This window comes from Brevibacterium sp. 50QC2O2 (genome assembly GCF_024580675.1).
GTDB lineage: Bacteria > Actinomycetota > Actinomycetes > Actinomycetales > Brevibacteriaceae > Brevibacterium > Brevibacterium moorei.
On sequence record NZ_JANIJZ010000004.1, the window covers coordinates 1 to 13,769 of the forward strand.

The 13,769-nt window shown below is 67.5% G+C and carries 11 protein-coding genes; 1 reads left to right on the plus strand and 10 read right to left on the minus strand.

The window, feature by feature from the left end; translation table 11 throughout:
• Window positions 1–395 precede the first annotated feature (395 nt).
• From tyrS to argC, 9 genes are all read right to left on the minus strand, one after another.
• Window positions 396–1,682, minus strand: a complete 1,287-nt coding sequence (tyrS, locus tag NQ038_RS04565; RefSeq protein ID WP_257061923.1) for a tyrosine--tRNA ligase — start codon at window positions 1,680–1,682, stop codon at window positions 396–398.
• 131 nt (window positions 1,683–1,813) lie between these two features.
• The gene (argH, locus tag NQ038_RS04570; protein ID WP_257047560.1) at window positions 1,814–3,232 is read right to left on the minus strand and encodes an argininosuccinate lyase; all 1,419 of its coding nucleotides are present in this window, start codon (window positions 3,230–3,232) and stop codon (window positions 1,814–1,816) included.
• A gap of 154 nt (window positions 3,233–3,386) precedes the next feature.
• Window positions 3,387–4,583 (minus strand): argininosuccinate synthase, encoded by a 1,197-nt coding sequence (locus NQ038_RS04575; RefSeq protein ID WP_257047558.1) that lies wholly within the window; start codon window positions 4,581–4,583, stop codon window positions 3,387–3,389.
• A 103-nt stretch (window positions 4,584–4,686) separates the two neighbouring features.
• Window positions 4,687–5,214 (minus strand): arginine repressor, encoded by a 528-nt coding sequence (locus NQ038_RS04580; protein ID WP_257059669.1) that lies wholly within the window; start codon window positions 5,212–5,214, stop codon window positions 4,687–4,689.
• A complete protein-coding gene (gene argF / locus NQ038_RS04585) occupies window positions 5,211–6,149 on the minus strand; it encodes an ornithine carbamoyltransferase (protein WP_257061924.1) in 939 nt (312 codons plus the stop codon). Before argF ends, NQ038_RS04580 begins: the two co-directional genes overlap by 4 nt.
• A gap of 1 nt (window position 6,150) precedes the next feature.
• Entirely contained in the window at window positions 6,151–7,398 is a 1,248-nt protein-coding gene (locus NQ038_RS04590; protein WP_257061925.1) for an acetylornithine transaminase, read from the minus strand.
• Between the two features lie 40 nt (window positions 7,399–7,438).
• Window positions 7,439–8,398: an acetylglutamate kinase gene (gene argB / locus NQ038_RS04595; protein ID WP_257061927.1), complete on the minus strand. Its 960-nt coding sequence runs from the start codon at window positions 8,396–8,398 to the stop codon at window positions 7,439–7,441.
• Window positions 8,395–9,552: a bifunctional glutamate N-acetyltransferase/amino-acid acetyltransferase ArgJ gene (gene argJ, locus NQ038_RS04600; protein WP_257061929.1), complete on the minus strand. Its 1,158-nt coding sequence runs from the start codon at window positions 9,550–9,552 to the stop codon at window positions 8,395–8,397. The genes argB and argJ overlap by 4 nt, the downstream gene beginning before the upstream one ends.
• Complete coding sequence (argC, locus tag NQ038_RS04605) at window positions 9,549–10,622, minus strand: N-acetyl-gamma-glutamyl-phosphate reductase (RefSeq protein WP_257061934.1); 1,074 nt, start codon at window positions 10,620–10,622, stop codon at window positions 9,549–9,551. The genes argJ and argC overlap by 4 nt, the downstream gene beginning before the upstream one ends.
• A gap of 99 nt (window positions 10,623–10,721) precedes the next feature.
• Between argC and NQ038_RS04610 the strand changes: the two genes are divergently transcribed.
• Complete coding sequence (locus tag NQ038_RS04610) at window positions 10,722–11,693, plus strand: quinone oxidoreductase (RefSeq protein WP_257059677.1); 972 nt, start codon at window positions 10,722–10,724, stop codon at window positions 11,691–11,693.
• 42 nt (window positions 11,694–11,735) lie between these two features.
• Here NQ038_RS04610 and NQ038_RS04615 read toward each other — a convergent pair whose 3' ends face one another.
• Entirely contained in the window at window positions 11,736–13,721 is a 1,986-nt protein-coding gene (locus tag NQ038_RS04615) for an AarF/ABC1/UbiB kinase family protein (protein ID WP_257059679.1), read from the minus strand.
• Window positions 13,722–13,769 lie beyond the last annotated feature (48 nt).

The window sequence follows — 13,769 nt, forward strand, 5'->3', positions numbered from 1 at the left end:
ATTGTTCTTCGTATCATCCATCATTATTATTTTCAGCCAGAAAATATGTACTACTTAGTTCTGGCATCACGAAAAAAACTATTCAAGTACGCTATTGAGTTCTCAAACAACAGGCACACACCCACACTGGCCAACCCCGACAACCACCCGTGAAACACGGGCAATCACAAGAGGAGTCACCGCGAAGGGATGCTCGATTATGTTCACTGCCGCCGGGATTTCCGGCCCCGCGAACCCGCTGGGCTGTCCTGGCGACAAGAGAAAACATTACACGACCCGCAACCCGGCCGCAACCCGAACCAGAGTGATCCGTGCTACAAGCATCGGGGCCCGCCGGCATATGGGGACGCAATCGTCCTCAGTACGCCGGCGGGCCCCATGTCCGGAGGAGCGGATCAGCGGGTCACGCGCACGGCGCCCAAGGTCTTCTTGCCGCGCCGCAGCACCGCCACACCCGCACCGGCCGCCTCCAGCAGATCCTCGGCACGCAGCACGGCATCCGCCTCGGCGACCTTCGTGTTGTTGATGTAGGCGCCGCCCTGCTGGATGGCCTTGCGGGCATCGCCCTTGGACTTGACGATGCCGGAGGCTGCGAAGGCATCCACGACCGAGATGCCGGCGGCCAGGGCAGCAGCGTCGAACTGCGCTGTCGGCAGGTCCGCGGTGGCGGACGCCACGGTGGCCGGCGCCAGCTCGCCCAGGTCTCCTCCCCCGAACAGCGCATCGGCCGCGGCGAAGGCCTGCGCGGTCTGCTCAGGGCCGTGGACCAGGGTCGTGACGTCCTGTGCCAGGGTCTTCTGCACCAGGCGCTTGTGCGGGGCGGCTTTGAATTCCTCGATGATCGCGTCGATCTCGTCCATCGGACGCAGCGAGAACACCTTGAGGTAGCCCGGCGCATCGGCGTCTGCCGCGTTGAGCCAGAACTGGCTGAAGGCGTATGGGCTGGTCAATTCCGGATCCAGCCAGACCGTGCCGGATTCGGTCTTGCCGAACTTGGTGCCGTCTGCCTTTGTGATCAACCGGGTCGACATCGCGTGTACGCTGTCACCGGTCACCCGCCGGATCAGGTCGATGCCGGCGGTCAGGTTGCCCCACTGGTCCGAACCTCCGGTCTGCAGGCTGGCCCCGTAGCGCTTGTGCAGTTCGAGGTAGTCATTGCCCTGCAGCAGCTGGTAGGAGAATTCGGTGAACGAGATCCCGGAATCGCTCTTGAGCCGCGCCGCGACGGCCTCCTTGGCCAGCATCCGGTTGACGGAGAAGTGCTTGCCGACTTCCCGCAGGAAGTCCAGCACGTTGACCTCGCCGGTCCAGTCGTAGTTGTTGACCATCCGAGCGGCATGCGGGCCCTCGAAGTCCAGGAAGCGCTCGATCTGGCCGCGGATCCGCTCAACCCAGCCCTCGACGACGTCGCGCGGGTTCAGAGTGCGCTCGGAAGTCAGTCGCGGATCGCCGATCAGGCCGGTCGCCCCGCCGACCAGTGCCAACGGGTTGTGCCCGGCGTCCTGCAGCCTGCGGGCCGTGAGGATCTGCACCAGATTGCCCATGTGCAGGCTGGGCGCGGTGGGATCGAAACCGACATAGAAGGTCAGGGATTCGTTCGCCAGGGCATTGCCCAGGGCCTCTTCGTCGGTGGTCTGTGCGACGAGTTCGCGCCTGCGAAAATCGCTGAGGATGTCGGTCACTGTTTCCCTTTCATATGTGCATGAGCGCCGAACGACAAGGCTCGGCACCCTTGATTCTAGCGGCGCACCGCCGCCGAGGTCCCGGCCGGGACCTCGGCGGCGGTGTTCCAGAGTGCCCCGTTCCCGCCGATTCAGCGGGTCGGCGTGTTCGCGAAGGCGCGCAGCCGCGCGACCTCGGCCCTGGCGTGCTCGAGCTGCCCTGCCACGGCCGAGCGCGCGGTGCCACCCTTGGAACTGCGCGAGTCGATCGAGCCGTGGGTCGACAGCACGCTGCGGACCTCACCGGTCAGGTGTTCCGAGATACCGGCGAAGTCCTCGTCGGTGAGATCCCACAGTTCCTGGTCACGGGACTCGGCCAGCTTGACACAGGCACCGGAGAGCTCATGGGCCACCCGGAAAGGAACTCCCTGCCGGACCAACCATTCGGCGATATCCGTGGCCAGGGCGAATCCGCGCGGGGCCAGATACTCCATCCTCTCGGTGTTGAAGGTCAGAGTGGCGACCATGCCACCGAAGGCCGGCAGCAGCAGCTCCAGGGTGTCCACCGCATCGAACACCGGCTCCTTGTCTTCCTGCAGGTCCCGGTTGTACGCCAGCGGCAGGCCCTTGAGGGTGGTCAGCAGGCCGGTCAGATCACCGATGATGCGCCCGGACTTGCCGCGCGTGAGTTCGGCGACATCGGGGTTCTTCTTCTGCGGCATGATCGACGAACCGGTGGAGAAACGGTCGTCCAGGGTGACGAAGCCGAATTCCTTGGTCGCCCACAGGATGACCTCCTCCGACAGCCGGGACAGGTCCACGCCCAGCATTGCCAGGTCGAAGAGGAATTCGGCGAACACATCGCGGGAGGCCGTGCCGTCGATCGAATTCTCCACCGAGTCAGCGAAGCCCAGTTCGGCGGCCACCGCCTGTGGGTCGAGGCCCAGCGAGGACCCGGCCAGAGCACCGGAACCATAGGGCGAGACCGCGGCACGGCGATCGAAGTCGGTCAGCCGGTCCACATCGCGCAGCAACGGCCAGACATGTGCCAGGAGCTGGTGGGCCAGCAGGATCGGCTGGGCGTGCTGCAGGTGGGTGCGCCCCGGCATCGCCGCTTCGGGGTGTGCGGCCGCCTGCTCGAGAAGCGCCTCGGTCACGTCGAGCACCAGGCCGGCCAGGCTGCGGGCGTGGTCGCGCAGGTACATCCGGCCCAAGGTGGCGATCTGGTCGTTGCGGGAGCGGCCGGCGCGCAGTTTGCCGCCGAGCTCGGCGCCGGCGATCTCCAGCAGGCCGCGTTCCAGCGCCGAGTGCACGTCCTCATCGGATTCCTGTGCCACGAAGTCCCCGGAGTCCACTCGTGCCTGGAGTTCGTCGAGGGCCGCCAGCATACCGGCCAGTTCCGTCTCGTCGAGCAGGCCGGCGGACGCCAGCACGCGGGCGTGGGCACGGGAGCCCGCGATATCGTAGTCGGCCAGGCGCCAGTCGAACTGGGTCGACTTCGAGAGTTTGGCCAGGGCGTCGGCGGGGCCGTCGGCGAAGCGCCCACCCCACAGGCTGATCCGTTCGGACACGGGTTCCTCACTTCTTCGTATGTAGCGGATACGTCGGTTGATGCGTGTTCCCCGGATACGGCCCAGGCCGCAAGCGGGAGGCTTTCGCCCTCAGCTTACGGCCTGGGTCCGGGTGCGGCCGGTCCGGATCATCCACCGGACCGGCCCGCTGCGCTCAGAACTTCTGGTTGCGCGCGGTGGCCTGCTTCGAGGACAGGCCGTAGATGTCGATGAAGCCACGGGCGGCGGACTGATCGAAGGACTGGCCCTCATCGTAGGTCGCCAGGTTGAAGTCGTAGAGCGAGTGCTCGGACTTGCGCCCGGTGACGACTGCCGTACCGCCGTGCATGACCATGCGGATGGTGCCGGAGACGTGGTCCTGGGTGTCCTCGATGAAGGCGTCCAGGGATTCCCGCAGCTCGGAGAACCACTGCCCGTCGTAGACCACTTCGGTCCACCGCTGGTCGACGAACTTCTTGAACCGGGCCTGTTCGCGTTCCAGAGTGACGTTCTCCAGTTCGCGGTGCGCGGTGATCAGCGCGATCGCGCCCGGCGCTTCGTAGACCTCGCGGCTCTTGATGCCGACCAGGCGGTCCTCGACGATGTCGATGCGTCCGATCCCCTGTGCGCCGGCACGCTGGTTGAGCTGTTCGATGGCCTGCAGCGGGGTGACCTTCGCACCGTCGATGGCCACCGGGATGCCCTTTTCGAAGGTGATCTGGACTTCGTCGGCCGGCGGCGGGAATCCCGGATCGTCGGTGTAGTCGTAGACGTCCTTCGTCGGGGAGTTCCAGATGTCCTCGAGGAATCCGGTCTCCACGGCGCGACCCCACACGTTCTGGTCGATCGAGAAGGGGTTCGACTTCGTCGTGACGATCGGCAGGTTGTTCCGCTCCGCGTATTCGATCGCGGCTTCACGCGTCAGCGCCAGGTCGCGCACCGGGGCCAGGCACTTCAGATGCGGGGCCAGCGAGGTGATCGCGACTTCGAAGCGGACCTGGTCGTTGCCCTTGCCCGTGCAGCCATGGGCCACCGTCGTCGCACCGTACTTCAGCGCTGTGGCGACCAGGTGCTTGGCGATGAGCGGACGGGACAGGGCCGAGACGTTCGGGTAGGCGTCCATGTACATGGTGTTGGCCTTCAGGCCCGCCATGCAGTACTCGTTGGCGAACTCATCGCGGGCGTCGGCGACGACGGCCTCGACAGCACCGCAGTCCATGGCGCGCTGGCGAACGGTCTCCAGGTCCTCGCCCCCCTGGCCCACGTCCACGGCCATGGCGATGACGTCCATGCCCGTCGCTTCCTTGATCCAACCGATGGCGACCGAGGTGTCGAGGCCCCCGGAGTACGCCAGTACGACGCGTTCAGTCATGAAACTCTCCTTCGTGATTTATTAAAATACTAACCCATGAATGTCTATTCATCATAGTGCCGGCACTGTGATCTGCGTCGGGCCCGGCCGAACACCCGACCGATCAGCCGGAGATTCCCGCCTGCTCCAACAGCGCGGCGGCCAGCTTCGGCCCCCCGTCGGCGGAGAAGGTGATGACCAGGACGGTGTCATCGCCGGCGATCGTGCCCATCACATCGGGCAGCCTGGCGTGGTCCATTGCCGAGGCCAGATACTGCGCGGCCCCCGGCGGGGTGCGCAGAATCACCATATTGCCCGAGTGCACCGCTGAGACCAACAGGTCTTCCAGCAGGCGGCCCAGCCGGGCGTCGAAGACCTCGGCGCCCAGGCCCTGCTGCAGGGAGGAGTCCCCACCCTCTCCAGGGACCGCGTAGACGGCGCCGGCCCGGGTGCGGACCTTGACCGCGCCGAGGCCCACCAGGTCGCGCGAGAGCGTGGCCTGGGTGACCTCGAAACCGGCTTCGGCCAACAGGCCGGCCAGCTCCGTCTGCGAGCGCACCTGCCGGGTGCGGATCAGCTCCGTGATCTTCGCCTGCCTGGCGGCCTTGGTGGTCACGGCCGCCATCCGACCGGCGGCGGGATGCGCGCTCAAGCCCGCTCCACCAGCCAGGCCAGCAGCGCCTTCTGCGCGTGCAGGCGGTTCTCCGCCTCATCGAACACGACCGAGGCCGGGCCGTCGATGACCTCGGCAGCCACCTCTTTGCCACGGTAGGCCGGCAGGCAGTGCAGGAAGATCGGCTCGTGGCCCAGCGCCATCAGTTCCTCGGTCACCTGGTACTTGGTGAACGGCGAGTCCTCATCGTCGCGGCCGGCGTGGTCCTGGCCCATCGAGACCCAGGTATCGGTCACCAGCACATCGGCGTCCTGTGCGGCCGCGACGGGGTCGTCGGTGATCATCAGCGAGCCGCCGGTGACGCGGGCCAGCTCCTGGGCCTCTGCGACCACGGATGCGGCGGGCTGGTGGCCGGTCGGAGCGGCGATGCGCACGTGCATCCCGGCATTGACCCCGGCCAGGGCATAGGAATGGGCCATATTGTTCGCGCCGTCGCCGTAGTAGCTCAGCGTCAGTCCTGCAACGCCGGAGGCGGAGTCGTTGCCGCGGTGTTCGCGGATCGTCAGCAGATCGGCCAGCAGCTGGCAGGGGTGGTAGTCGTCGGACAGCGCGTTGATCACCGGCACGCTGCCGGAGGCGGCCATCCGTTCCAGGCCCGACTGCTCATAGGTGCGCCAGACCATCGCCGAGACCATCCGGCTGAACACCTGTGCGGAGTCCTCGATGGACTCCTTGTGGCCCAGCTGCGATTCGCCCGGGTTGATGATGAGCGGATTGCCGCCCAGGGCTGCGACTCCTGCGGCGAAGGACACGCGGGTGCGCGTCGAGGTCTTGTCGAAGATGATCGCGACGGTCTGCGGCCCGGCCAGGGGCTTGAACGCGTAGGGGTCGGCCTTCATCGCCTGGGCCAGGTCGAGCACCTCGACCAATTCGGCCGGGCTCAGGTCGGTGTCCTTGAGGAAGTGGCGGGTCATATCATGCCTCCGTGGGGGTGGGCGCGGATTTCTGCGCAGCGGCCAGGATACCCGGCAGATCGTCCACGAACGCCATCAGGTCGGCGTCGTCGATGATCAGGGGTGGGGCCAGGCGCACCTTGCTGGGGGTGACGGCATTGGTGATGTAGCCGGCGGCCAGGGCGGCGTCGACCACGTCGTGGGAATCCAGGTCCGCGACCTCGAAGGCGCGCAGCAGGCCCGCCCCGCTCACCGCGACCACGCCGTCGACCTTGGCCAGGGCATCGGCGAATTCCTGGCCAACGGCTTCGGCGCGGCCCACCAGGCCGTCGCGTTCGAACACGTCGAAGACGGCATTGCCGGCCGCGGTGACGACCGGGTTGCCCGAATATGTCGAGCCGTGCTGGCCGGGCACCAGCAGGTTCGTCACCTCGGACCCGAAGGTCACGGTGGCCCCAATCGGCAGCCCGCCGCCCAGACCCTTGGCCAGGGTCATGATGTCGGGCACCACGCCCTCGCCGATCAGCGGATGCTGGTGTGCGAACCAGGCGCCGCACCGGCCCATCCCGGTCTGCACCTCGTCGAGGACGAGCAGGGCGCCGTGGGCCCTGGTCAGTTCGCGTGCCGCCGTGAGATAGCCCTGCGGATGGTTGCGCACCCCGCCCTCGCCCTGGATCGGTTCGATGAACATCGCCGCAGTCGTATCGTCGATCTCCGCCTCGAGGGCGGCGATGTCACCGAAGGGCACGAAGACGACACCGGGCACGCCGGGGGTGAAGGGCTCGCGATACTTCGGATTGCTCGTCAGCGCCAGGGACCCCATGGTCCGGCCGTGGAAGGAGCCCTCGACGGCGATCACCTTGGTCCGGGTGCCACCGGCGACCCGGCGCGACATCTTCAGCGCCGTCTCATTGGCCTCCGAACCGGAGTTGGCGAAGTAGACTGCCGAACCCCCGGGCGCCTTCGCGTGTTCGAGGATCCGCGTGGCCAGGTGGATCTGCGGCTCCGAGGCGAAGTAGTTCGAGATCTGCGCCAACGTGGCCACCTGGTGGGATACGGCGGCGACGTAGTCCGGATGTGCGTGGCCCAGGGCGTTGACCGCGATGCCGGCCAACAGATCGATGTACTCCTTCCCGTCGGAGTCCCACACATGGGCCCCGCGACCGTGGTCGAGCAGGAGCTGGGGCCGTCCGATGGCGGGCAGGATGGAGTGTTCGTGGGCGGTCCGCCAGCCGGTGGCGGTGGTCTGGGGCTGGGTCTGATCAGCCATGATTCCTTCTAACATTCGTGAGTGGTGGGGAGAAACGGGGTCAGCCGACGGAGCGCGGCACGAAGTCCGGGTACTGCACCAGGGTTCCGATGCCCTCGTCGGTGAAGACCTCGAGCAGCAGCGAGTGCGCGGTGCGCCCGTCGATGATGTGGGCCTGGCCCACACCGTTGTCCACCGCGTCCAGCGCGGCGGTCATCTTGGGGATCATGCCGGAGTCGAGGCGGGGCAGCAGTTCCCGCAACTCCTCCGGTGCGATGCGTGAGATGAGCGAGTCGCGATCGGGCCAGTCGCGGTACAGGCCGGGGACGTCGGTGAGCATGATGAGCTTGTCGGCGCCCACATACTTGGCGATCTGGGCCGCGGCCAGGTCCGCGTTGATGTTCAGCGGTTTGCCCGCCGGCCCGCCGAGTTCCGCCGCGATCGAGCACACCACCGGTACGCGCCCGGCGTCCAGCAGCTCGTTGAGCAGCTCGACGTTGACCCGGCGGATCTCCCCCACCCGACCCAGGGCGACCTGTTGGCCGTCAACCGTCACGGAACTGGGCGTGGCCAGCAGCAGGTCGCCGTCCTCGCCGGACAGGCCCACCGCCGCATCGCCGTTCATATTGATGCGCGCGACGATATCGCGGTTGACCTGGCCCGAGAGCACCATGCGCACGACCTCGGCGGCCTCCTCGGAGGTGTAGCGCTGGCCGGCGATGAATTCGCTTTCGATGCCCAGGCGCTCCAGCATCGTGTTGATCTGCGGGCCGCCGCCGTGGACGACGATGGGCCGCAGCCCGGCGAAGCGGAAGAAGGCGATGTCATCGGCGAAGGCCTGCTGCAGTTCCGGGGAGACCATTGCATTGCCGCCGTACTTGATGACGATCGTGGCGCCCTTGAAGGTCTTGATCCAGGGCAGGGCCTCAGTCAGGACCTCCGCCTTGGACTGGGCCACGGCCAGGCGCTGGGCGGGGCTCAGATGCTGGTGTGCGCGGCTACCGCGCGGCGTGTCGTTCATGATGAGTAGGCGCTGTTCTCTTCGACGTAGTCATGGGTCAGGTCCGAGGTCCACACCGTGGCAGCGGCCCCGCCTGCGTGCAAGTCGATGTCGACGGTCACCTCGCGGCCGAAGACGACTGTGGCCGGGTCGGCGTGCGGGGTGGATCCCTGGCAGACCATGACGCCGTTGATCGTCACGTCGATGGCATCGGGTTCGAAGGTGGCGTCCGTGGTGCCGACCTGGGCGACCACGCGGCCCCAGTTGGGGTCCTCGCCGAAGATCGCGGCCTTGAACAGGTTCGAGCGCGCGACCGCGCGGGATACGGTGACCGCTTCGGCCTCGCTGGCCGCCCCCCTGGTGGTGATCGCCACATCATGGTGGGCGCCCTCCGCGTCCACATGCAGCTGGCGGGCCAGGTCGACGCAGGCCTGGCGCAGCAGCTCCGCGAATTCCCCGGGATCGGGCTTGGCGCCCAGCCCGGAGCTCATCAGGACCACGGTGTCGTTGGTCGACATGCACCCGTCGGTGTCGAGCCTGTCGAAGCTGGCGTCCGTGGCGCTGCGCAGCGCCGCATCGAGTTCCTCCGAGTCCAGATCCGCGTCCGTGGTCAGGACGACGAGCATGGTGGCCAGGGCCGGCGCCAGCATTCCCGCTCCCTTGGCGATCCCGCCGATCCGGAAGCCGGTGCCTTCGTAGCCGATGGTCTTGGGCACGGTATCGGTGGTCATGATCGCCTCGGCGGCGTCCTGTCCGGCCTGCGATGTCTCCGCCAGGTCCGCGACCAGGCCGGGCAGTGCGCCCAGGATCTTATCGCGGAAGTCCTGCCCGCCCACACCGATCAGCCCCGTCGAGCACACCAGCACATCGCCTGCCGCGACGTCCAACAGCCCGGCGGCGGTTTCCGCTGTGGCGTGGGTGGTCTCGAAACCGAAGGGGCCGGTGAAGCAGTTGGCGCCGCCGGAGTTGAGGACGACCGCGCGGGCCCTGCCGTCGGCTGCGGCCTGGCGGCTCCACAGCACGGGGTTGGCCTGGCAGCGGTTGGAGGTGAAGACCGCGGCGACGGCATCGGAGGGGCCGGTGTTGGCGATGACGGTCAGGTCGGGTTTGCCACTGGGCTTGAGGCCCGCGGTAGCGCCTGCGGCGCTGAAGCCCTGCGGATAGGTGACGCTCACGGTGCAACTCCTTGAACTGGGATTGAGAGGTCTTCGGGCAGCCCGAGGCTCAGCTGGGCCGATTGCAGTGCCTGGCCGGCGGTGCCGCGGACCAGGTTGTCGATGGCTGCGCACACCAGGACGGTGCCGGCGCGCTCATCGATGGCGAACTGCAGATGCGCGGTGTTCGAGCCGACCGCCGCCGAGATGTGCGGCCACTGGCCGTGAGGCAGCAGCCGGATGAAGGGCTCATCGTCGTAGGCGGCATGGAAGGCCGCGGCGATCGTCGCGGGGTCTGTCCCGGGGGTCAGCGGCGCCTGGCAGGTGGCCAGAATTCCGCGGGCCGCCGGAATCAGCGTGGGGGTGAAGGAGATCCGCACGTCGGTTTCGTCCGGAGTCTGGCCCAGCACCGCGGCCAGGTTCTGCTCGATCTCCGGGACGTGCCGGTGGGTCCCGGCTGTGCCGTACGGGCTGGCGTCGCCCAGGATCTCCGCTGCCAGCAGGTGCGGTTTGAGCGACTTGCCGGCGCCGGAGACGCCATTGGCCAGCACCGCGTGCAGCTGGGTGTGGTCGATCAGCCCGGCTGCGACCAGGGGCTGGAGGGCCAGGGTGATCGCCGTGACATTGCACCCGGGTACTGCGATCCGCTTGGCACCGGGCAGGAGCGCGCGCTGCTTGCGGCCGCCGGGCAGCATGAGTTCGGGCAGGCCATAGGTCCAGGTGCCCTGGTGTTCGGATTTGTAGAACTTCTCCCAGGCCGCTGCGCTGACCAGGCGGTGGTCCGCCGCCAGGTCGAGGATGAGGGTGGCGGGCGAGGCGGCTTCGAGTTCCGCCGCGATCTTGCCGGACTCCCCGTGTGGCAGGGCCAGGACGACGATGTCGTGGCCCGCCAGGACCTCGGCCGTGGACGGCTCGATGACCATGTCCGCATATCGGACCAAATGGGGCTGGTACTCCCCCAAAGTGTGACCGACGGACGAATTGCCGGTGAGCGTTGTAACGTGAAGGGATGGATGGCCGTCGAGCAGCCGGAGCATTTCCCCGCCTGCGTACCCGGTGGCCCCGGAGACTGCAACACTGAAATCGGACATGTGCATAACGATACATGATGTTTAAACTTTATGCACTAGCGTGACGGTTCACCGTCCCGCGGTCCGAATCGATCCGCAAACCGACTCGAAGGAGCACCCATGTTCGCAATCCAGGCGATGCGCCAGGGCGGGCCCGAAGTACTCGCCTACAACGAACTGCCCGATCCCGTGCCAGGCCCCGGCCAGGTCCTCGTCGACGTCCGCGCCGCAGGCGTGAACTTCATCGACACCTACCGCCGCGGCGGCATGTACCCCATGCCCTTCCCCCACATCGTCGGCTCCGAGGGTGCGGGCACGGTGGCCGCCCTGGGTGAGGGCGTGAGCACCGTGGCCGTGGGCGATGCGGTGGCCTGGCACGACGCCCCCGGCTCCTATGCCACCCGCGTCGTGGTCGCCGAGAAGTCCCTGCTGCCGGTACCGGACGGAGTCGACTTCCCGACCGCCGCGGCGATCCCCCTGCAGGGTCTGACCGCCCAGTATCTGGCCACCGGCTCCCACCGGATCGAACCGGGCCAGACCGCGCTGATCCATGCCGCCGCCGGCGGTGTCGGCCTGCTGCTGACCCAGTTCGTCAAGCACCTGGGAGGCCGGGTGATCGGCACGGTCTCCACCCGGCAGAAGGCGGACCTGGCGCGGGCAGCCGGCGCCGATGAGGTGTTCCTCTACGGCCCGGATGTCGACATCACCGCGACCGTTATGGACCTGACCGACGGCGCCGGGGTCGACGTCGCCTACGACGGGGTCGGCAAGGACACCTTCGACGCCTCTTTGGCCAGCCTCAGGCCGCGCGGTTCCATGGTGCTCTTCGGAGCCGCCTCGGGCGCCGTGCCGCCATTCGACATCCAACGCTTGAACTCCGGTGGCGGCATCTTCCTGTCACGGCCCTCACTGCAGTGGTTCGCCCGGACCCCGGAGGAGTTGCAGGAGCGCAGTGATATGGTCTTCGCCGGGCTGAACGAGGGCTGGCTGGACTTCCGGGTGGGAGCGACCTTCCCCCTGGCCGAGGCCGCTGACGCCCACCGTGCTCTGGAGGGTCGGAAGACCACCGGTAAGGTCGTGCTCCTGCCCTGAGTGGGGCCGGCTGAGCGCCGCGGCCGATGATCCGCGCGCCGCTCAGCCGCTTCGGCGGGTCATCGCCGGGGCGACGACGCGTTCGGCCAGGATCGCTCCGGTTAACAGCAGCCAGGAGCCGAAGTACGTGAAGATCTTGAGCTCACTGGACAGGGTCGGCCCGATATCGGCGGCCATCAGCATGATCCCGCCGATGATGAGCGCCGTCGCGATCACCGTCTGCACCAGGGAGTCGCCCAGCAACCGCATCATCCTGCCCAGAGTGGACTGGTCCATCCCCGTGGGGCCCACGTTGAGCTCCCCGTCCTCCAGATGGGCCACCGCACGCGAGACCCGCCCCGGCAGTTCGAGCAGCTGTGTGCCCGTGGTCAGCGCATAGAGCTTCGCCCGGTCGACCATATCGGCCGGCCGCCTGGCCTGGGCCAGGAGGGAGTCACCGCGCGCCTGCACCATATCCAGTAGGTCGAGATCCGGATCGAGCACCTTCAGCGAACCCTCCAACGTGCTGATCGCGCGGAAGGCCGAACCGATCGGCGTTGGCATCGTGAAACCGTGGACGACGAAGAAGTTGGCCAGTTGGGTGAACAACTCGGAATAGTTCCCGCGCCCGGCGGTGGCGAAGCGCAGCATGACATCGCCGATATCGCGTTGCAGCATCCGGGCGTTCGCGCCGGCGGGATTGCCCAGCATATCGAGCACGGCCGAGGTCGCCGCCCGTGAGTCCTGGGTCTGCAGAGCAACCAACAGGATCATGATGTCCTGCCGGTCCCCGGCCTCCAGCCGGCCCACCGCGCCGAAGTCGATCAGCCCCATGGTGCCGCCGGGCTGGATCAGGATATTGCCGCCGTGCAGATCGGCGTGGAAGGTCCCATCGACCAGCATCTGTCTGGCGATGAGTTCGAACAGGTCCTCTGCCAGGCCCCGGCGCAGCCGCCTTGGCATCGTGGCCAGTTCCGTGTGGGCCTTCGACAGCGGGGTGCCCGCCACCCGGTCCATCACGATGACGGTGGGCCCCGAGAGCTCCGGGTAGATGCGCGGGATAACGATATCTTCCTGGCCCGAGGCCGCGGTGACCTCGCGCATCGCGATCGTCTGTGCGGCCTCCTCCCGGTAGTCCAGTTCGGTCCGAAGGGACTTCACGAAGGACTCCGCCAGTTTGTACACGCCCACTTGGCGCGCCCAGACCGCCCGTGCCTCCAGGCTCTCGGCCAGGGTCAGGATGATATCGGAGTCCGCCTGGACCTGCCCGCGGATCCGGGGGCGCTGCACCTTGACCACCACCGGGGTGCCGTCGTGGAGCACTGCGGTGTGCACCTGGGCCACCGAGGCCGCCGCCAGTGGTCTGCGGTCGAAGGAGGCGAACACCTCGTCGACGGGCTTGCCCCAGGATTTGAGCAGTTCGGGCTCCAGCTCCGAAAACGGCACGGGCGGGACCTCGGCCTGGAGCTTGGAGAACTCGCGGACGAATTCCGGTGGCACGGCGTCGGCGCGGGTGGCGGCGAACTGACCGAGTTTGACGAAGGTGACCCCACAGGCGGCCAGGGCCCGTGCGAGCGTGGCAGCCAACGAGTCCAGATCCACGTGGATCCGCCGTGGCAGGCGCGGACGGACATAACTGGACAGCCCGTGGACCACCAGGATCCGTTGGATCTCCAACAGGCGCCTGGTCCGCCGGTAACGGCCGGGCACCCGGGTGGCGCCCCGGGCGACCGACCCCAGGGTGCCCCCGGGCCACACGATCTCGAGTCCCAACAGCACGGCCACCTGAATGGCCACCAGCCAGCCGAACAACAGCAGGTAGACCATCGCGCCGGCCAGGCCCCACTGGTTGTCCAGCACATCGAGCACATCGGTCACATGCAGTAGCCGGTACGCCTCCTGGGTGATGGGCCACAGTGCCATGCCGAAGACCAGGGACAGGACGGCATTGCGGACCAGTCCTGTGCCCACCCGGGACAGCCGGCGGACCAGCACCCCCAGGATCGCCGCATTGAGCAGGCCCAGGGCGATCGTCCACACAACGGTCATGGGGCACTTCCTTTCACACCGGCACGGATCGTGCACCGTCCGGTGCCT